The following is an 18,096-nucleotide window of genomic DNA, read 5'->3' as shown; positions in this document are numbered from 1 at the left end:
GCCCCGGGGCGCGCCCGGGGGGCGCCCCCCCCCGGGGGGGGGGGGCCCCCCCCCCGGGGGGGGGGGGCCCCCCCCGGGGGGGGGGGGGGGGCCCGGCCCCCCCCGGCCCACCACCCCTCCGCCGTGCGCCCCCCCCGGGCCGTGCTCTTTCCGTGTTCCGGGACCCGCGCTATTCCTTCCCCCGTGCTCTCGGACCCGCGCCGTTCCTTCTCGGTGTTCCCGGACCCGCGCCGCCCCTGTTCCCGGCCTCGTCCCGCCCTTCGTCCCGTGCTCGTCCCGCCCTTCGTCCCGCCCTTCGTCCCGGCCCCGTCCCCTCGCTCGTCCCGTGCTCGTACGGGATTCGTCCCGGCCTCGTCTCCGGCTCGGCGCCCGGTCCTCTCCGGCTCGGCGCCCGGTTGTTTCCGGCTCGGCGTCCGGTCGTCCGCCGCTCGATCCCGGTCGTTCCCGGGGGCGGTCCGGGGGTGTTCGACGTCTCCTTCCGGGCTCCTTTCCGCCACGACGCGAAACCCCGGCCCAAAGCTGCGTAAGGTGCAGGTAACCAGCAGGTACGCGACGAGGCGGCGGGCAGCCGGCAGAGGGAGGGAGCCGCCATGGACGAGAAGGAAGCACCCCGCGTGGGCGCGGCCGTCAAGAGGCGCCGCAGGGCCCTCCAGCTCACCCTGGCCGTCGTCGCCTCCCGCAGCGGCCTCTCCGTGCCCTTCCTCAGCCAGATCGAGAACGAGCGGGCCCGCCCCAGCCGCCGTTCCCTGGAGCTGGTCGCCGAGGCCCTCCAGACCACGGCCGCCGAGCTCCTCGCCGCCGCCGAGGCGGCCCGCACCGTCGACGTCGTCCGCGTCGACGAGGGCACCGCCGCCCTCCCGCCCGGGATCCGGCGCCTGGTCCGCACCCGGCACCAGCTGCACGCCCTGGAGTTCACCGGCGAGCAGGACGCCGGCCGCGAGTTCCAGCACCGCAACGACGAGCTGCTGTACGTCGCCGACGGCGCCGTCGAGGTCGAGGCCGAGGGCCGCGCCCACCGGCTCGGCCGGGGCGACACCCTGTACCTCTCCGGTGGCGTCCGGCACCGCTGGCGCGCCACCGAGCCCGGCACCCGCCTGCTGGTCGTCGCGGTCGCCGACCACGTCGAGGTGGAGGAGGAGTGACCCGGCTCAGGGGCCGGTCCCCGCGCGTGGTCTCCCTGGTGCCCTCGCTCACCGAGGCCGTCGCCGTCACCGCCCCCGGGCTGCTCGTCGGCGCCACCGACTGGTGCGCCCACCCCGCCGGGCTCGACGTCGCCCGGATCGGCGGCACCAAGAACCCGGACGTGGCGGCGGTCCTCGCGCTCCGCCCCGACCTCGTCCTCGCCAACGAGGAGGAGAACCGCGCCCCCGACCTGGACGCCCTCCGCGACGGCGGCGCCGAGGTCCTCGTGACGGAGGTCCGCTCCCTCGACCAGGGGTTCGACGCCCTCGGGGACGTCCTGACCGCCTGCGGCGCGCCCCGGCGCCCGCGCTGGCTGGCCGAGGCGGAGGAGGCGTGGACGGCGGCCGAACCGGTCGGGGACGGCGTCACCGCCGTCGTACCGATCTGGCGGCGACCGTGGATGGTGCTCGGCCGCGACACCTTCGCCGGTGACCTCCTGGCCCGGCTCGGCGTCCGCAACCTGTACGCCGACCACCCCGAGCGCTACCCCAAGGTCCCGCTCGCCGAGCTGACGGCGGCCGGTCCGCGGCTCGTGGTCCTGCCGGACGAGCCGTACCGCTTCACGGCGCACGACGGCCCCGAGGCGTTCCCCGGGACCGCGGCCGCGCTCGTCGACGGGCGGATGCTCACCTGGTACGGGCCGTCGCTGGCCCGGGCACCGCGGCTGCTCCACCGGGCCCTGCGAGCAGCGCTCCGCTGACCAGGCCGCGCACGGTGTGCGTGCCGGCCACCAGCCAGGCCGCCGCCAGGAGGGCGTACAGGGCGACGGCCAGCCAGCGGAAGGCGTCGAGCCCGGTGTGGCGGGCGAGCCCCTCGGCGCCGGTGACGCAGGTGCCGACCGGGAAGGTGAAGGCCCACCAGGTCATCGCGAAGCCCATGCCGGCGCGCCGGGCCCGCAGCACCATCGCGCCGGCGAGTGCCAGCCACAGCAGGGCGAAGCCCATGACGGGTACGCCGTAGAGGACGGCGAAGGCGGCGAAGCCGTGCGCGTACGGCCCGGGGAGCACCCCGGCGGCGGTGTCGGCGAAGGTCTGGGCGGCGGTGGTCGACTGGCCGAGCGGGCCGAGGACGAGGAAGAGCGTGGGGGTGAGCGCGAGCGGCAGCGGCCCGGTGAGGACCAGTCGGCCGAAGACCAGCGGCAGCATCACCAGCGTGGCGAGCAGACTGATCCCGAACCCCGCGTAGCAGGCGAGCAGCAGGGTCTGCCGGGCCTGGCCCTCGGGGAGGTGGGGGAGGAGCAGCGGGCCGAGCGCGGCGGAGACCATGGGCGCGACGACGGGCAGCAGCCAGACCGGGGAGGCGTGCTCGATCCGGTGCCGGACCACCATCAGGTACGGCACGGCGACCGCCGCGGCCAGGCCCACGGCGGTGCCGGCGGTGAAGAGGACGGTGTCGACGGCGACGGCGGCGGGGAGTCCGATCCAGTCCCGGCCGAGCGTCAGCGTCCCGCCGCCGACGGCGAGCAGCGCCATCGACAGACAGCCGTAGAAGGGGGCGACCGCGGGGTCCAGGAGGTGGGCGCGGGCCTGGTCGCCGTGGCGCCGCCAGTGGGCGGCCCGGGCGGCGAGCAGGGTCAGCAGCATCGCGAGGGAGAGGGCCCAGACGGTGGTGCAGAGGGTACGGAGACCGGGCACGGCGACCGGGAGCGCGGCGCCCGCCGTGCCGACGACGGAGGTGCCCATCACGGAGGCGTACCAGTTCGGTCCGAGGTGGCGGACGGTGTAGGACGCGCGGAGGCCGGGGGTGGTGGCTCCGAGGAGGGTGCCGGGGGGTGCGAGGCTTGCCATGGCTCCACCGTCGCCCGCGTCCGGCCGCCCCACCAGGGATCATGGGGCTATGACGTCATAAGCTGGCCTTATGAGCAGGGAGCGGGACGCGGACGGCGCGGAACCGGTGCGGGGCACCGGGGGCGCGGACTTCGGCGCGGGGGCGGGTGCGCGGACGGGGGCGGAGACGGGCACGCGGGCGGGTGACCGGAGGGGGAGGGGCGCGAGCGCGGGCATGGGGACGGGCGTCGGTACGGGTACAGGCGCGGGCGCGGGCGCCGGTGGGGGTACGGGTACGGGCGCGGGCGGGGGATCCGGTACGGGCTCCGGTGCCGGGACCGCGCACCTGTCGCACCGGGTTCCCGACCTCGGCGCCCTCGAACTGCTGCTCGCGGTCGCCCGGCACGGCAGCCTGGGCGCCGCCGCGCGCGAGGTGGGCATCACCCAGCCGGCGGCGAGCAGCCGGATCCGTTCGATGGAGCGGCAGCTCGGCGTGGCGCTGGTGGACCGTTCGCCGCGCGGCTCCCGGCTGACCGACGCGGGCGTGCTGGTCACCGACTGGGCGCGGCGCATCGTGGAGTCCGCGGAGGCGTTCGACGCGGGCGTGCAGGCGCTGCGCGGCCGCCGGGACTCGCGGCTGCGGGTGGTCGCGTCGATGACGATCGCCGAGTACCTGCTGCCCGGGTGGCTGATCGCGCTGCGCGCGGAACGGCCGGACACGGCGGTGTCGCTCCAGGCGGGGAACTCGGCGGTGGTCGCGGAGCGGCTGCTCGCCGGGGAGGCGGACCTCGGGTTTGTCGAGGGCCTGGCCGTCCCCGACGGGCTCGACGGCACGGTCGTCGCCCATGACCGGCTCGCCGTCGTCGTGGCGCCCGCCCACCCGTGGGCCCGCCGCCGGAAGCCGATCGACCCGGCCGAGCTGGCCGTGACCCCGCTGGTGCTGCGGGAGCACGGCTCGGGCACCCGCCAGGTCCTCGACGCGGCGCTCGCCGGGCACGGCGGGCTCGCCCGCCCGCTGCTCGAACTGGCCTCCACCACCGCGGTGAAGGCGGCGGCGGTCAGCGGCGCGGGACCGGCGGTCCTCAGCGAACTGGCCATCGCCGAGGAACTGTCCTCGCGCCGTCTGGTCGCCGTCCCGGTCGAGGGCGTACGCCTCGCCCGCGACCTGCGCGCCGTCTGGCCCACCGGCCACCGCCCGACCGGCCCGGCCCGCGACCTGCTGTCGCTGACGAGGTCCTAGACCCGCAGGCCGTCGTCACAACCCGGGGGCGCGGTGGGTGAGGCGGCCGTCGACGGCGGTGAGGAGGACCGGGACGTCGGGGAGCTCCGCGGCCGGGGTGGTGAGCGGATCGGCGGCGAGGACCGTCAGGTCGCCGCGGTGGCCGACGGCGAGGCGGCCGGAGAGCCGCTCCTCGCCCGCCGCGTGCGCCGCGCCGGTCGTCAGGCCGCGCAGCGCCTCCAGCGGGGTCAGCGCCTGCTCGGGGCCGTGCGGCGGCTGCGACAGGTCGCGGGCCGGACGGCGGTGCACGGCGCCGGCCAGCACGCCCAGCGGCGGGAACGGGGCGATGGGCCAGTCCGAACCGAGGACCACGGTCGCCCCGGAGTCCACCAGGTCGCGGCAGCGCCAGGCACGTCCGGCGCGCTCCTCGCCGAGCCGGCGCGACCAGTTGTCGGTGTGGTCGGCGCGGGTGAAGTCGCAGCAGTGGGTGGGCTGCATGGAGGCGACCACGCCCAGCTCGGCGAAGCGGCGCAGGGTGTCGTCCGGGACGGTCTCGATGTGCTCGACCCGGTGGCGTACGGCCGGGTCGCCGCCGGTCGCCCTGGCCTTCTCGACCGAGTCGAGGACGTGCCGGACGGCGGCGTCCCCGATGGCGTGGGTCGCGGTCGGCACCCCGGCGCGGTGCAGCGCGCCGATGATCTCCGTGTACGCATCCGGGTCCGGCCAGAAGGCGTGGGTGGACTCGCCGTGGCAGTCGGGCCGCTCAAGCCAGGCGGTGCCGTTGTCGATCGTGCCGTCCATGAAGAGCTTCACGCCCGCGACCTGCCACAGTGCGCCGCCCCGGCCCTGGAGCGCGATCAGTTCGCGCACCCCGTCGTCGTCGGTGCCGGGCTGGCACCAGGGGGCCACGCGCAGCCGCAGCGGCAGCCGGCCGGCGGCGTCGAGCTCGGCGAAGAGGTCGAGGCTGTCGCCGTTGGCGTCCATGACGTGCCCGCCGGTCAGTCCGGCCGCCGCCATCGCGTCGAGCGCGGCGGCGAGGCGCTCCAGGCGTTCGGCGCGGGTCGGCTGGGGCGCGACCCGTTCCACCAGCGCGCAGGCGGCGTCCTCCTGGAGCAGCCCGGTGGGGCGCCCGTCGGCGTCGCAGACGATCTCGGCGGACGCCTGGGAGAAGGTGCGGGGACCGTCGATCCCGGCGAGTGCGAGGGCGCGGCGGGAGGCGAGCGCGGAGTGCGCGTCGAAGAGCAGCAGGAAGGCGGGAACGCCGTCGAGGACGGCGTCGAACGGCGCGATGCCGACCGGCTCGCCGCCGAAGACGTTCGGGTCCAGGCCCCAGGCGAAGAGCCAGTCACCGCGCCGCAGCGTCCGTACCTCCCGCGCCAGCGCGTCCCGTACGTCTCCGAGCCCGGCGCAGCCGGAGAGGTCGAGGCCGCCGGTCAGCTCGGCACCGGTGACGGGGTGCACGTGCCCGTCGACGAGACCGGGTGTGACGACCGCCCCCTTGAGGTCGACGACGGTCGTCCCCGCCCCGGCGAGCGCCCGCACCTCGCGGTCGTCGCCGAGCGCGGCGATCCTGCCGTCCCCGTCCACGGCGAGCGCACTCGCCGCGAGGAACCCTCCGGTGGCGGGGTCGAGCAGTCGTGCGGAGTGGATGACGAGTCGGCTGGACACGGTGACGCTCCTTGCGGTGGGGGTGGTGCGGGAGGGGGAGTGACGTGGTCGGGAGGGGCGGTGGCCGGGGTGGCTGGGAGGGGGAACGTTGGCCGATGTGCGCGGCGGTGCGGCCACCGCGCAGTGGCGTCGCGTCCGAGCCGACCCCCGGCCTGGGCGGGGGCGGGGTTGGGGGGCGTAGGGCCGTGGGTCGTCGAAGGCTGAGGATGGGGAGCCGGGAGCCGGGAGCCGGGGGCCGGAAGCGGGGAGCCGGGGGCCGAGGGCAGGGAGCTGGGAGCAGGGGCCGAGGTCGAGACGTCCGCCCCCGTCTACCGTCCGGCTGCCGTGCGTCGTAGCCGCCCGCGCCAGCCGTCAGCCGTCAGCCGACAGCCGTCAGGCGCCAGCCACCAGCCGTCAGCCGTCCGCGTCCCCCGCGGCGTCGACGGGGGACGCCGCGGCCGACGCAGGTGACGCCGACGCGCCCGCGCCCTTCACGGACGCCGCCGCAAGCCCCGTCCCCACCCCCGCCGTCCCCCGCGGCACCGCCGCCTCGGCCGCTTCCGTGGGGGAGTACTCCAGGGGGAGGGTGCCGGTGGCGCCGGGGGCGTCGAGGGTGCCCGGGGGGAGGTCCAGGGCGCGTTCGGCGGTGCTGAGGGCGAGGCGGGCGACGGCCGGGGGGCGGTCGGTGCGGTCGGAGTTGGCGTGGGCGCCCAGGCCGTCGAGGACGACGAGGATTTGGATGGCCGCCGACCGCGCGTCGTCCGTGCGGAACTCGCCGCGTGCGACGCCGTCGAGGATCAGGGTCTCCAGCCGGTCGTCGGAGGCGAGTTCCATGCGGGTGACCCGCTCCCGCAGGACCGGGCGGTAGCGGCTCAGATGGCGGGCGTTGATCCAGAGGCGGCTGATGTCGTCGTAGGCCTCGCCGGACGAGAGGGCGAAGTAGCGGGCCAGGTACTGCGCGGGGGTGCCGTCCGGGCGCCGGGCCGGCAGCAGCGTGTCGAGCTCGCCGAGGGCCGCGGCCGAGAACGCCTCGGCCACCAGGTCCTCGGCCGAGGGGAAGTAATGGCTGATCAGGCCGGGCCTGACCGACAGCTCCTCGGCGACCCGCCGCAGCGTGACGCACTCCAGGCCCTCGGTGAGGGCGATGCGCGCGGCGGTCGCGACGATCTCCGCCCGCCGGGCCTCGGGGGTCTTCCGGATCCGCTTGCGCTGAACGCTTGACGACATACCGGCGATGCTATTGAGTGTGCGACCAATAAGCAACCAGGTGGGCAATCACGCACCGGAGGGCCGCATGGCTTCCACGATCCCCGACCCGCGCCCCGGGACAGAGCGCGAGCGGGCACCCCTGCCCGCCGCCGACCGGCCCGCCCGCGTCGAGGCCCACGGCATCGACCACATCCCGGACGCCGAGCGCCACGGACATCCCCGTGAGCTCTTCTCCGTCTGGGCCGCGGCGAACGTCAACTACCTCAGCCTCGTCATCGGCGGCGCCCTCGTCCTCATGGGGCTGAACCTCTGGCAGGCGATCGCGGTGATCGTGGTCGGCAACCTCTTCTGGGTGCTCACCGGCGTCCTCGCCACCTCGGGACCCGCCGCAGGCGCGCCCAGCGAGGTCGTCACGCGCGCCCTCTACGGCGTCCTCGGCAACCGCGTGAACAACGCGGTCGGCGGCTGGCTGGTCTCCGTCTGCTACTTCGCCCTCAACCTCGCGGCCGCCGCGGCCGCCGCCTTCGCCCTCGTCGAGAAGGCCGGCCTCCCGGTGAACGTCCCGGTCGAGATCGCCGTCGTCGTCGTCATCGCCGCCCTCACGCTGGCCATCAGCGTCTACGGCCACGCGCTGATCGTCCGGCTCTACCTGCCGATCACGCTCGCCCTGACCGCCGCCTTCGCGGTCGTCGCCCTCGCCGTCTTCCGGCACGCCGACTTCGGGTACGCCCCCGCCCAGCCGCTCTCCGGCCTCCCGCTGTGGGCGGTGCTCCTGGCCGGCACCACGATGATCGCCTCGGGTCCGCTCTCGTACACGACGAGCGCCGACTTCTCCCGCTACCTGCCCCGCGACAGCTCCCCGCGCGCCATCGCCCTGTGGACCGCGCTCGGCGCGTTCGTCCCCAGCGTCGCGGTCTGTGCGCTCGGCGCGTTCGCCGCGACCGCCGTCGACATGTCGGACCCCCAGACCGCGCTCCAGGGGATCCTGCCCGGCTGGTTCGTGCCGGTCTTCCTGCTCTCCCTGGTCCTCGGCACCATCGCGATCAACGCCCTCACCGCCTACAGCGCCGGCCTCGCCCTCCAGGCCGTCGGCCTGCGCGTCCGGCGCACCGTCAGCGTCCTCCTCGACGGGGCCGTCGCCGTCGCCCTCACCCTCTACGCGCTGCTGGTCTCCGACTTCCTGGACACCGTCGGCAACGCCCTCCAGGCGATCACCGTCCTCACCGGACCGATGATGTGCGTCTACGCCACCGACATCGTCCTGCGCCGCCGCCGCTACGACTCCGCCGCCCTCGCCGACGAGACCCCCGGCAGCCCCTTCTGGTACTCCGGCGGCTTCAACCCGGCCGGTACGGCGGCCCTCCTCGGCGGTCTCGCCGCCGGTGCCCTCTGCGTCGACAGCGTCTACACCGGGCCCGTCGCCGCCGCCGTCGGGATGGACCTCTCGCTGCCCGTCGGCATGGCCGTCGCCACGCTTCTCTACACGGTCCTCGGCCGCCGCGCGATCGCCGCCACCACCCCCGCCGCCTGAGCGCGGCCCCCGAACCGCGGGGCGGCCGGACCGCCCACCCCGACCGCCCCGCGCCCCCGCCTCGCCCGCGCCCCGGCCCCGTGGGCCGCCGCCGCCCGGACGAACCCCCGGACCAGCCGCGGGTCCTCGCCCATCTCCGGGTGCCACTGCACCCCGAGCGCCCAGGCCGGTTCCGCCAGCTCCACCGCCTCCACCGTGCCGTCCTCCGCGTACGCCGAGGCCACCAGCCCCGCGCCGAGCCGGTCCACCGCCTGGTGGTGGTACGTCGGCACCTCGGCCGACTCCGGGACCAGGGACTCGTACAGCGTCCCCGGCACCGGCTTCACCGGGTGACGCCCCATCACCCCCACCGCCTCCACGTGCCCGTCCACGTGCTGCGTCAACGTCCCGCCCAGCGCCACGTTGAGCAGCTGCATCCCCCGGCAGACGCCGAGCAGCGGGGTGCCGGAGGCGAGCGCCGCCTCGATCAGCGCCAGCTCCCAGGCGTCCCGCTCCCGCGCCGGCGGGCCGGTCCGCGGATCGGGCTCGGCCCCGTACCGCACCGGCTCCACGTCCGCCCCGCCCGCCACCACCAGGCCGTCGAGCCGGGCCAGTACGGCCGCCGCGGCGGCGGGCTCGTCCGGCGGCAGCATCGCCACCAGGCCGCCGCCCTCCCGCACGTACCGCGGGTACTGGGCGGGCAGCAGCGCCGCCGGCAGGTCCCACACCCCCCAGCGCGCCCGGTCGAGATAGGTCGTCACGCCGATGAGCGGCTTGGTCGGCTGGTCCACGGGACTCCTCCGGAGGGCTGGCGGTCGGGGCCGGTGCGCCGACTGTAGGACGCGGAGACCCCCCGCGCGGCCCCAATGGACCGGCTGCGTACCTTTCAGGCCAGGAAACCGCGCAGCAGCGCCGCCGTCCCCGCGCAGTGCTCCCGCATCACCTCGCGCGCCGCGTCCGCCTGCCCCTCCAGCACCGCCTCCACCAGCGCGGTGTGCTGGTGCTGGGAGTGCTCCAGGTTGCGGACCAGGAGCGGGATGCGGTCGAGCAGGTCGTTGACGGTCGCGCGGACCGCCGCGTACTGGGCCGTCAGGCTGGGGGAGCCGGCGAGCTCGGCGAGCGTCAGATGGAGCAGCGTGTCCTGGCGGCGGTAGTCGGCGGGCGGCGCGTCCCGGGTGGCCGTGAGCGCCGCCCGCAGCCGCTCCGCGCCCGCCGCGTCCAGGCCCTGCCCGGCGCACAGCCCGGCCGCGCCCACCTCCAGGACCTCCCGGAAGCGCAGCGCGTCCTCCAGCTCGGCTGCGGCGACCCGGCGGCGCGGCCCGGCCCCGTCGGGGCCCTGCGGTCGGGGCAGCACGAACGTCCCGCCGTAACGGCCGCGCCGGCTCTCCACCAGGCCCTGCTCCTGGAGGACCTTCAGGACCTCCCGCAGCGTCACCCGGCTGATCCCCATCCGCTCGGCCAGCTCCCGCTCGGCCGGGAGGCGTCCGCCGTCCGGGACCAGACCGAGGCGGACCACCTGGAGGAGCTGCTCCAGCGCCTCCTCGAAGCCGTTGCCGGCCCGCACCGGGCGCAGCACCGGCGTCAACCGGTCGACCGGGCCCGCCGGTTCACCCGTACGGATCACTTCTCGTCACCCCTGCCCCTGACGCTTCCCAAGCAATGGTCTCGGCCCATACCTTATGACTCCCGTCAGCCGAACGAGGAGAGTCGTCCCGTGGCAGACCGCACACCCCCGCTGGCCGTCGAGGAACTGCGCTCCCTCGTGGCGGCCGGTGAGATCGACACCGTCGTCCTCGCCTTTCCCGACATGCAGGGCCGGCTCCAGGGGAAGCGGTTCGCCGCCCCCTTCTTCCTCGACGAGGTCCTCGCCCACGGCACCGAGGGGTGCAACTACCTCCTCGCCGTCGACACCGAGATGAACACCGTCGACGGCTACGCGATGTCCTCCTGGGAGAACGGCTACGGCGACTTCGCCATGCGCCCCGACCTCGCCACCCTGCGCCGCGTCCCCTGGAACGAGGCCACCGCCCTGGTCACCGCCGACCTGGCCTGGGCCGACGGCTCGCCCGTCGTCGCCGCGCCGCGCCAGATCCTCCGCCGGCAGCTGGAGCGGCTCGCCGCCCACGGCCTCACCGCCCACGTCGGCACCGAGCTGGAGTTCATCGTCTTCCGGGACACCTACGAGCAGGCCTGGGACTCCGGCTACCGCGGCCTCACCCCGGCCAACCAGTACAACATCGACTACTCGGTCCTCGGCGGCGGCCGCGTCGAACCCCTGCTGCGCCGCATCCGCAACGAGATGGCCGCCGCCGGACTCACCGTCGAGTCCGCCAAGGGCGAGTGCAACCCCGGCCAGCACGAGATCGTGTTCCGCTACGACGAGGCCCTCGTCACCTGCGACCAGCACGCCGTCTACAAGACCGGCGCCAAGGAGATCGCCGCCCAGGAGGGGTACTCCCTCACCTTCATGGCCAAGTACAACGAGCGCGAGGGCAACTCCTGCCACATCCACCTCTCGCTCGCCGACGCCGCCACCGGCCGGAACGCGATGGCCGGCGAGGACGAGCACGGCATGTCGTCCGTCATGCGGCACTTCCTCGCCGGACAGGTCGCGGGCCTCCGCGACCTCTCCCTCCTCCTCGCCCCCAACGTCAACTCCTACAAACGCTTCCAGCCCGGCTCCTTCGCCCCCACCGCCGTCGCCTGGGGCCACGACAACCGCACCTGCGCCTTCCGGGTCGTCGGCCACGGCCCCTCCACCCGCTTCGAGAACCGCGTCCCCGGCGGCGACGTCAACCCCTACCTCGCCGTCGCCGCGATGATCGCCGCCGGCCTCCACGGCATCGAACGCGGCCTCGAACTCCCGCCGCCCTGCCAGGGAAACGCCTACGCCGCCGACCTCGCCCACGTCCCCACCACCCTGCGCGAGGCCGCCGAGCTCTGGGAGACCAGCGAGATCGCCAAGGAGGCCTTCGGCGCCGAGGTCGTCGCCCACTACCGCAACATGGCCCGCGTCGAACTCGCCGCCTTCGACGCGGCGGTCACCGACTGGGAACTGCGCCGCTCCTTCGAACGCCTCTGAGAGGACCGAGCCCTTGCCCACCGAACTCCGGGTACTGAACCCGGCGACCGAGGAACTCGTCGCCACCGTCCCCGCCGTCACCCCCGCCGACGTCGACGCCGCCGTCGCCCGGGCCGCCGCCGCCCAGACCGCCTGGGCCGCCGCCGCCCCCGCCGACCGCGCCCGGCTGCTGCGCCGCTTCGCCGCCGTCGTCGACGCCCACACCGAGGAACTCGCCCTCCTGGAGGTCCGCGAGGCCGGCCACACGATCGGCAACGCCCGCTGGGAGGCCGGCAACGTCCGCGACCTCCTCGACTACGCGGCCGGCGGAGTCGAGCGCCTGAACGGCCGCCAGATCCCGGTCCCCGGCGGCCTCGACGTCACCCTCCTCGAACCGCTCGGCGTCGTCGGCGTCATCGCGCCCTGGAACTTCCCGATGCCGATCGCCGCCTGGGCCACCGCGCCCGCCCTCGCCGCCGGCAACGCCGTCCTCCTCAAACCGGCCGAGACCACCCCGCTCACCGCCCTGCGCCTCGCCGCGCTCGCCCTGGAGGCGGGCCTCCCCGAGCACCTCTTCCAGGTCCTCCCCGGCGAGGGCCCCGTCGCCGGCGAGGCCCTCGTCACCCACCCCGGCGTGGCCAAGATCGTCTTCACCGGCTCCACCCGCACCGGCAAGCGGATCATGGCCAAGGCCGCCGACCAGGTGAAGCGCCTCACCCTCGAACTCGGCGGCAAGAGCCCCAACATCGTCTTCGCCGACGCCGACATCGAGGCGGCTGCCGCCGCGGCCCCCATGGCCTTCCTCGACAACAGCGGCCAGGACTGCTGCGCCCGCACCCGGATCCTCGTGCAGCGCGGCGCCTACGACCGCTTCCTGGAACTCCTCGCCCCGGCGATCCAGGAGATCGTCGTCGGCGACCCCCTCGACGAGCGCACCCGGATGGGACCGCTGATCTCCCGCGCCCAGCTCGACCGGGTCCGCTCCTACGTCCCCGAGGACGCCGAGGCCCTCCGCGGCAAGGCCCCCGAGGGACCCGGCTTCTGGTTCCCGCCGACCGTCCTCACCGGCGTGGCCGAGGACGCCCCCTGCGCCGTCGAGGAGATCTTCGGACCCGTCGCCGTCGTCCTCCCCTTCGAGGACGAGGCCGACGCGATCCGGCTCGCCAACGCCACCCCGTACGGCCTGTCCGGCTCGATCTGGACCCGTGACGTCGGCCGCGCCCTGCGCGCCTCCCGCGCCGTCCGGGCCGGGAACCTGTCCGTCAACTCCCACTCCAGCGTCCGCTACTGGACCCCCTTCGGCGGCTACCGGCAGTCCGGCCTCGGCCGGGAACTCGGACCCGACGCCCTGACCGCCTTCACCGAGACCAAGAACGTCTTCATCAGCACGGAAGGCTGACCATGACCACCGAAGAGATCATCTGCCGCCGGCTCGTCGGCCGCACCGCCGTCATCACCGGAGCCGGCAGCGGCATCGGCCTCGCCACCGCCCGCCGGCTCGCCTCCGAGGGCGCCCACGTCGTCTGCGGCGACATCGACGAGCAGGCCGGGAAGGCGGCGGCCGAGGCCGTCGGCGGCACCTTCGTCAAGGTCGACGTCACCGACCCGGAGGAGGTGGAGGCGCTCTTCCGCACCGCCTACGAGACCTACGGCTCCGTCGACATCGCCTTCAACAACGCGGGCATCTCCCCGCCCGACGACGACTCCATCCTGGAGACCGGCCTGGAGGCCTGGAAGCGCGTCCAGGACGTCAACCTCACCTCCGTCTACCTCTGCTGCAAGGCCGCCCTGCCGTACATGCGGCGCCAGGGGAAGGGCTCCATCATCAACACCGCCTCGTTCGTGGCGATCATGGGCGCGGCGACCAGCCAGATCTCGTACACCGCCTCCAAGGGCGGGGTCCTCGCCATGTCCCGCGAGCTCGGCGTCCAGTTCGCCCGCGAGGGCATCCGGGTCAACGCGCTCTGCCCCGGCCCGGTCAACACCCCGCTGCTCCAGGAGCTGTTCGCCAAGGACCCGGAGCGGGCCGCCCGCCGGCTCGTGCACATCCCGGTCGGCCGCTTCGCCGAGGCCGACGAGATCGCCGCGGCCGTCGCCTTCCTCGCCAGCGACGACTCCTCGTTCGTCAACGCCTCCGACTTCCTCGTCGACGGCGGCATCTCCGGCGCGTACGTGACCCCGCTGTAGCCGTCAGAGGAAGGTCAGGCCCTCGCCCCGGTAGGTGGGGACCGCGTCCACCACGCGGTTCCCCTCCACCAGGTGCAGCACGTCGAACCGCTCGCACAGCTCGCCGGCCTTCGCGTGCCGGAACCACACCTTGTCGCCGATCCGCAGATCGTCCGCCGGCGAGCCGAGCAGCGGCGTCTGCACCTCGCCGGGGCCCTCCTGCGGGTCGTAGCGCAGCCCCTCCGGGAGGTACGGGACCGGCAGCCGGTCCCGGCCGGCCGCGCCGGACGCCGGGTAGCCGCCGCCGAGCACGGTGACGCAGCCGACGCCGGGCCGCCGCACCACCGGCAGCGCGAAGAGCGCCGCCGGGCGGCCGGTGAAGGACGAGTAGCCGTCGAAGAGCCGCGGCACATAGAGCCCGGAGCCGGCGGCGACCTCGGTGACGGCGGCCTCGGCGGCGGTGTGCTGGACGCTGCCGGTGCCGCCGCCGTTCACGAACTCCAGGTCCGGCGCCACGGCCCGTACGGCCCCGACCACCGCCGCCCGGCGCTCGGCCAGCTCCCGGCGGGCCACCGCCTGCATCGCCCGGACCGCCCGCGACCGCAGCGGCCGTCCCGCGACCGCGTCGCCGACCCCCGCGACGTGCCCCTCGTACGCCATCAGACCCACCAGCCGGAACCCCGGCCGCCGGACCACCGAGCGGGCCAGCTCCGCCAGCTCCGCCGGGCTCCGCAGCGGCGACCGCCGGGCCCCGATCCGCACCCGGCCGCCGAGCAGCCGCAGCGCCGTGTCCATCTCCAGGCAGACCCGCACCTCCTCGCCGCCGCCGGCCCGCGCCGCGTCCACGAGATCGAGCTGTGCCACGTCGTCCACCATCACCGTCACCGCGGCGGCCAGCTTCGGATCCCGCGCGAGCTCCGCGAAACCGGCCCGGTCGGCGGACGGATACGCCAGCAGGACGTCGTCGAACCCGGCCCGCGCCAGCCACAGCGACTCGGCGAGCGTGAACGACATGACCCCGGAGAAGCCGTCGCGGGCGAGGACCCGTTCGAGGAGCGCCCGGCACCGCACGGACTTGCTCGCCACCCGGACCGGCTTGCCGCCCGCCCGCCGCACCAGATCGTCCGCGTTCGCGTCGAACGCCTCCAGATCGACCAGCGCCAGCGGCGCGTCCAGGGCGGCGGTGGCCCGGTCGTACCGGGCCCGGTCGGCGGCACGGGGAGTCATGGCCCGAGCTTGCCAGACCGTCAGGGGGGCCGGTACCCCTCGTTCCCGTCCGGCGGGGAACAGCCCGTAGAGTGACGGGCATTGTCGGCAGGAGCAGGGGGCGGGATGACCAGCGAGCAGAACCCCCGCGCGCCCCGCACCACGGAGATCCTCCCTCCCCCCGCCACCCCTCCCCAGAGCGCCCCCGCCCCCGCCCCCAAGAGCGCCCTCTCGTCCCTCACCACCCACCTCGCCCCACCGCCCCCGGCCGCGCCGCCCCGCCCCACCCCCGCGCCCCCCGGCACGGCCCCGGGCACGGCTCCCGGCCCCGAGGCGGGGAGGGCTCCGGCCCCGCGCCCGGCGCCGGAGGCGCGCCCCGCGTCGGGCGCCGCTCCGCGCCCCGAGTCTGGCAGGACTCCGGCCCCGCGCCCGACCACGAGTCCGGCCCCGGACCCGAGGCCCGCGTCGGGTACGGCCCCGGCCCGGGGGCCTGCGCCGGGTACGGCCCCGGTCCCGAGGCCCGAGCCGCGCCCCGCGCCGGGTACGGCCCCGGGCCCCGCGCCGAGCACCGCCCCGCGCCCCGCGTCGGGTACCGCACCGGCCCCGAGGCCCGCGCCGGCCCCCGCCCCGCGCCCCGCGCCGGGTCCGGCTCAGCGCCCGGCGCCGGGGACCGCCCCCGACCCGAGGCCCGCGTCGGGCACCGCCCCGCGTCCCGCGCCTGGCACGGCCCCGGCCGCGCGCCCCGCGCCGGGTCTGGCTCAGCGCCCCGCACCGGGGACCGCCCCCACCCCGCGCCCCGCGTCGGGCACCGCCCCGCGGCCCGAGACCCGTGTCGCCCCGCGCCCCGCGCCCGTCGTGCCGCCGCCCGTCGGCGGTGCGGTCGGGGGGCAGGCGGGTTCGCCTCCGCCTCGCCCCGCGCGGCCGCCGGCGGCCGCACGGCCCGGGGCCGTGCCGCGTCGCCCGGCCGTCCCGCCGCGTCCGGCGGGCGCCGGGTCCGCGCCGGTGCCGCCGCCGCGTGCGGCCGACCTCGTGCCGGGCGTCGAGACGACCACGCGGCTGCGGCCCGTGCGGGTACCGGCGTACGGGGTGGAGGAGACCGCCGTCGAGACGACGACGCGGCTGCGGCCGATACGGGAGCGGCGGCGAGGGCGCGCCCTGGCCGCCGCGGCGTGCGTCGTGCTCGGTGTCGGGCTGATCGGCGGTGCGCTCGCCGGGGTGTGGCTCGCCTCCGACCGCGGCGGGGAGTCCGCCGAACCCGCCGGGTACGCCGTCGCCAAGGAGCTCTGGCACAACGCGCCGGTCGACACGCTCTTCCCGCGCACCCTCACCGCCCCCCAGGCCGGGCCCGGGCCCTCCGCCCGTACCTGGACGCGGGTCGTCGTCGCGCCCGACGCGCCCTGCGCCCCCGCCTCCCTCGCCCCCAAGCTGCTCACCGCGCTGCGCCCGCTCGGCTGCGAGCGGGTGCTGCGCGCCACGTACACCGACGCCACCGCCAGCAGCGTCCTCACGGTCGGCCTCGTCTTCACCCGCGCCGAGGTCGAGGCGCAGCGCGCCCTCGGCGGCCGCGGCCTCGCCGCCCGCCTCGGCCACGACGTGCCTCCCGCGCTGCCCGGCCCGGGCACCGTCGCCGCCGGGTTCGGCCCGGCCCAGCGGGCCGGCTGGTGGGTGTCCGCCCCCGCCGACCTGCCCGTCGTCGTGACGGCGGTCTCCGGCTTCGCCGACGGCCGTGCCGTCGACCGCGCGGTCCCCGCCGACCAGGCCATGAAGAAGGACCGCACCGACGCCGTCGCCCAGTCCGGCCTCGGCCACGAGGCGCTCGGCATCGCCGAGGGCCTGGAGAAGCGGCTCCGCACCACCGCCCGGAACGCGGCGAAGGAGGAGGAACAGCGGTGACCCCGCCCCCCACCCGCGACCCCGACCGGCCCCCCACCCGGCCCCGTACCCGCCTCCGCACGGCGGCCACCGCGCCCGCCGCCGCCCTCCTCGCCGCCGCGTTCTCCGTGCTCCCCGCCGCGACGCCCGCGCACGCCGACGCCATCCGCGACCGCCAGTGGGGCCTCGACACCCTCCGCACGGAAGAGGCCTGGCGCACCACCAAGGGCGAGGGCGTCACCGTCGCCGTCCTCGACACGGGCGTCGACTCCGACCACCCCGACCTCACCGGCTCCGTCCTGCCGGGCAAGGACCTCATCGGCTTCGGCGCCGCCGAGGGCGACGACCACTGGGCCCGCCACGGCACCGCGATGGCCGGCATCATCGCCGGCCACGGCCACGGCTGGGCCAAGGACAGCGGCGTCCTCGGCATCGCCCCCGGCGCCCGCGTGCTGCCCGTCCGGGTCATCCTCGAAGGCAAGGACGCGGCACGGGAGAAGGCCCGCAAGACCCGCGGCACCGCCCTCGCCGAGGGCATCCGCTGGGCCGCCGACCACGGGGCCGACGTCATCAACCTCTCCCTCGGCGACGACTCGGAGTCCGCCCACCCCGATCCCGGCGAGGACGCGGCCGTCCAGTACGCCCTCGCCAAGGGCGTCTCCGTGGTCGCCTCGGCCGGCAACGGCGGCGAGAAGGGCGACCACATCTCCTACCCGGCCGCCTACCCCGGGGTCATCGCCGTCGCCGCCGTCGACCGCTACGGCACCCGCGCCCCGTTCTCCACCCGCCGCTGGTACGCCACGGTCAGCGCGCCCGGCGTCGACATCGTCATCGCCGACCCCGACCGCAAGTACTACGAGGGCTGGGGCACCAGCGCCGCCGCCGCGTTCGTCTCCGGCGCCGTCGCCCTCGTCCGCTCCGCACACCCCGACCTGACCCCCGCCCAGGTGAAGAAGCTGCTCGTGGACACCGCCCGCGACCGGCCCGAGGGCGGCCGCAGCGACGCCAAGGGCTACGGCACGGTCGACCCGGCCGCCGCCATCGAGGCGGGCGCGGCGCTGACGCCCGGCGACCCGAAGAGCGCCATCGCCGGCTACCGGGGCCGGTACTTCGGCCAGGGTCCCGTCACGGCCGAGGAGGAGAGCGGTGCCCCGGGCCTGCTCGCCCCGCTCGCCGGCGGCCTCGGCGCGCTCCTGCTGGTGGCCGCCGTCCTCCTCCACCGGACCGGCCGCGGCGACCGACCCCCGGGCGGTTAGGC

15 protein-coding genes are annotated in these 18,096 nt (G+C 76.4%); 9 read left to right on the top strand and 6 right to left on the bottom strand.

Annotation, left to right across the window (positions count from 1 at the left end; all coding sequences use genetic code 11):
* Positions 1 to 590: 590 nt before the first annotated feature.
* A complete protein-coding gene (locus tag ACFZCF_RS23460; protein WP_388447053.1) occupies positions 591 to 1,142 on the top strand; it encodes a helix-turn-helix domain-containing protein in 552 nt (183 codons plus the stop codon).
* A complete protein-coding gene (locus ACFZCF_RS23455) occupies positions 1,139 to 1,882 on the top strand; it encodes a helical backbone metal receptor (RefSeq protein ID WP_391288532.1) in 744 nt (247 codons plus the stop codon). The genes ACFZCF_RS23460 and ACFZCF_RS23455 overlap by 4 nt, the downstream gene beginning before the upstream one ends.
* On the opposite strand, the gene ACFZCF_RS23450 is transcribed toward ACFZCF_RS23455, so the two are convergent.
* A complete protein-coding gene (locus ACFZCF_RS23450) occupies positions 1,809 to 2,969 on the bottom strand; it encodes a TDT family transporter (protein WP_391288530.1) in 1,161 nt (386 codons plus the stop codon). The genes ACFZCF_RS23455 and ACFZCF_RS23450 overlap by 74 nt on opposite strands.
* Before the next feature lie 214 nt (positions 2,970 to 3,183).
* Between ACFZCF_RS23450 and ACFZCF_RS23445 the strand changes: the two genes are divergently transcribed.
* A complete protein-coding gene (locus ACFZCF_RS23445; protein ID WP_391288726.1) occupies positions 3,184 to 4,188 on the top strand; it encodes a LysR substrate-binding domain-containing protein in 1,005 nt (334 codons plus the stop codon).
* Positions 4,189 to 4,203: 15 nt separating this feature from the next.
* Here the strand turns inward: ACFZCF_RS23445 and ACFZCF_RS23440 are convergent, their stop codons facing one another.
* Positions 4,204 to 5,835 carry an amidohydrolase family protein gene (locus tag ACFZCF_RS23440; protein WP_391288528.1) on the bottom strand — a complete coding sequence of 544 codons (1,632 nt, stop codon included), beginning with the start codon at positions 5,833 to 5,835 and terminating at the stop codon, positions 4,204 to 4,206.
* 393 nt (positions 5,836 to 6,228) lie between these two features.
* On the bottom strand, positions 6,229 to 7,041 hold the full coding sequence (locus ACFZCF_RS23435; protein ID WP_391288526.1) for a TetR family transcriptional regulator: 813 nt from the start codon (positions 7,039 to 7,041) through the stop codon (positions 6,229 to 6,231).
* Between the two features lie 67 nt (positions 7,042 to 7,108).
* Between ACFZCF_RS23435 and ACFZCF_RS23430 the strand changes: the two genes are divergently transcribed.
* Positions 7,109 to 8,554, top strand: coding sequence for a cytosine permease (locus ACFZCF_RS23430; RefSeq protein WP_391288525.1), 1,446 nt, complete (start codon positions 7,109 to 7,111; stop codon positions 8,552 to 8,554).
* Here ACFZCF_RS23430 and ACFZCF_RS23425 read toward each other — a convergent pair.
* Both ACFZCF_RS23425 and ACFZCF_RS23420 read right to left on the bottom strand, forming a co-directional pair.
* Positions 8,503 to 9,324, bottom strand: coding sequence for a gamma-glutamyl-gamma-aminobutyrate hydrolase family protein (locus ACFZCF_RS23425; protein ID WP_388447041.1), 822 nt, complete (start codon positions 9,322 to 9,324; stop codon positions 8,503 to 8,505). The two genes, ACFZCF_RS23430 and ACFZCF_RS23425, sit on opposite strands and share 52 nt — an antisense overlap.
* Positions 9,325 to 9,419: 95 nt before the next feature.
* On the bottom strand, positions 9,420 to 10,154 hold the full coding sequence (locus tag ACFZCF_RS23420) for an FCD domain-containing protein (RefSeq protein WP_391288725.1): 735 nt from the start codon (positions 10,152 to 10,154) through the stop codon (positions 9,420 to 9,422).
* Positions 10,155 to 10,247: 93 nt separating this feature from the next.
* Here ACFZCF_RS23420 and ACFZCF_RS23415 point away from each other — a divergent pair, with 93 nt between their 5' ends.
* Genes ACFZCF_RS23415 through ACFZCF_RS23405 form a run of 3 tightly spaced genes read left to right on the top strand, consistent with a single transcriptional unit; the run spans position 10,248 to position 13,781 of the window.
* Positions 10,248 to 11,615: a glutamine synthetase family protein gene (locus ACFZCF_RS23415; protein WP_391288522.1), complete on the top strand. Its 1,368-nt coding sequence runs from the start codon at positions 10,248 to 10,250 to the stop codon at positions 11,613 to 11,615.
* A gap of 13 nt (positions 11,616 to 11,628) precedes the next feature.
* A complete protein-coding gene (locus ACFZCF_RS23410) occupies positions 11,629 to 12,993 on the top strand; it encodes an aldehyde dehydrogenase family protein (protein WP_391288521.1) in 1,365 nt (454 codons plus the stop codon).
* Positions 12,994 to 12,995: 2 nt separating this feature from the next.
* On the top strand, positions 12,996 to 13,781 hold the full coding sequence (locus ACFZCF_RS23405) for a 3-oxoacyl-ACP reductase (RefSeq protein ID WP_391288520.1): 786 nt from the start codon (positions 12,996 to 12,998) through the stop codon (positions 13,779 to 13,781).
* 3 nt (positions 13,782 to 13,784) lie between these two features.
* Here the strand turns inward: ACFZCF_RS23405 and ACFZCF_RS23400 are convergent, their stop codons facing one another.
* The gene (locus ACFZCF_RS23400) at positions 13,785 to 14,987 is read right to left on the bottom strand and encodes an alanine racemase (RefSeq protein WP_391288518.1); all 1,203 of its coding nucleotides are present in this window, start codon (positions 14,985 to 14,987) and stop codon (positions 13,785 to 13,787) included.
* Positions 14,988 to 15,968: 981 nt separating this feature from the next.
* Between ACFZCF_RS23400 and ACFZCF_RS23395 the strand changes: the two genes are divergently transcribed.
* Entirely contained in the window at positions 15,969 to 16,859 is an 891-nt protein-coding gene (locus ACFZCF_RS23395) for a hypothetical protein (protein ID WP_388447030.1), read from the top strand.
* Entirely contained in the window at positions 16,856 to 18,094 is a 1,239-nt protein-coding gene (gene mycP, locus ACFZCF_RS23390; RefSeq protein WP_391288516.1) for a type VII secretion-associated serine protease mycosin, read from the top strand. Before ACFZCF_RS23395 ends, mycP begins: the two co-directional genes overlap by 4 nt.
* Positions 18,095 to 18,096 lie beyond the last annotated feature (2 nt).

Source organism: Streptomyces sp. NPDC007945, from assembly GCF_042958885.1.
Taxonomy (GTDB): domain Bacteria; phylum Actinomycetota; class Actinomycetes; order Streptomycetales; family Streptomycetaceae; genus Streptomyces.
The sequence above is the reverse complement of the archived record's forward strand: the minus strand, read 5'-3'. Positions and strand labels throughout refer to the sequence as shown.

Coding starts and splice junctions, on each gene's coding strand:
- ACFZCF_RS23460 (WP_388447053.1), top strand. CDS start 591: ATGGACGAGAAGGAAGCACCCCGCGTGGGCGCGGCCGTCAAGAGGCGC.
- ACFZCF_RS23450 (WP_391288530.1), bottom strand. CDS start 2,969: ATGGCAAGCCTCGCACCCCCCGGCACCCTCCTCGGAGCCACCACCCCC.
- ACFZCF_RS23445 (WP_391288726.1), top strand. CDS start 3,184: ATGGGGACGGGCGTCGGTACGGGTACAGGCGCGGGCGCGGGCGCCGGT.
- ACFZCF_RS23435 (WP_391288526.1), bottom strand. CDS start 7,041: ATGTCGTCAAGCGTTCAGCGCAAGCGGATCCGGAAGACCCCCGAGGCC.
- ACFZCF_RS23430 (WP_391288525.1), top strand. CDS start 7,109: ATGGCTTCCACGATCCCCGACCCGCGCCCCGGGACAGAGCGCGAGCGG.
- ACFZCF_RS23405 (WP_391288520.1), top strand. CDS start 12,996: ATGACCACCGAAGAGATCATCTGCCGCCGGCTCGTCGGCCGCACCGCC.
- ACFZCF_RS23400 (WP_391288518.1), bottom strand. CDS start 14,987: ATGACTCCCCGTGCCGCCGACCGGGCCCGGTACGACCGGGCCACCGCC.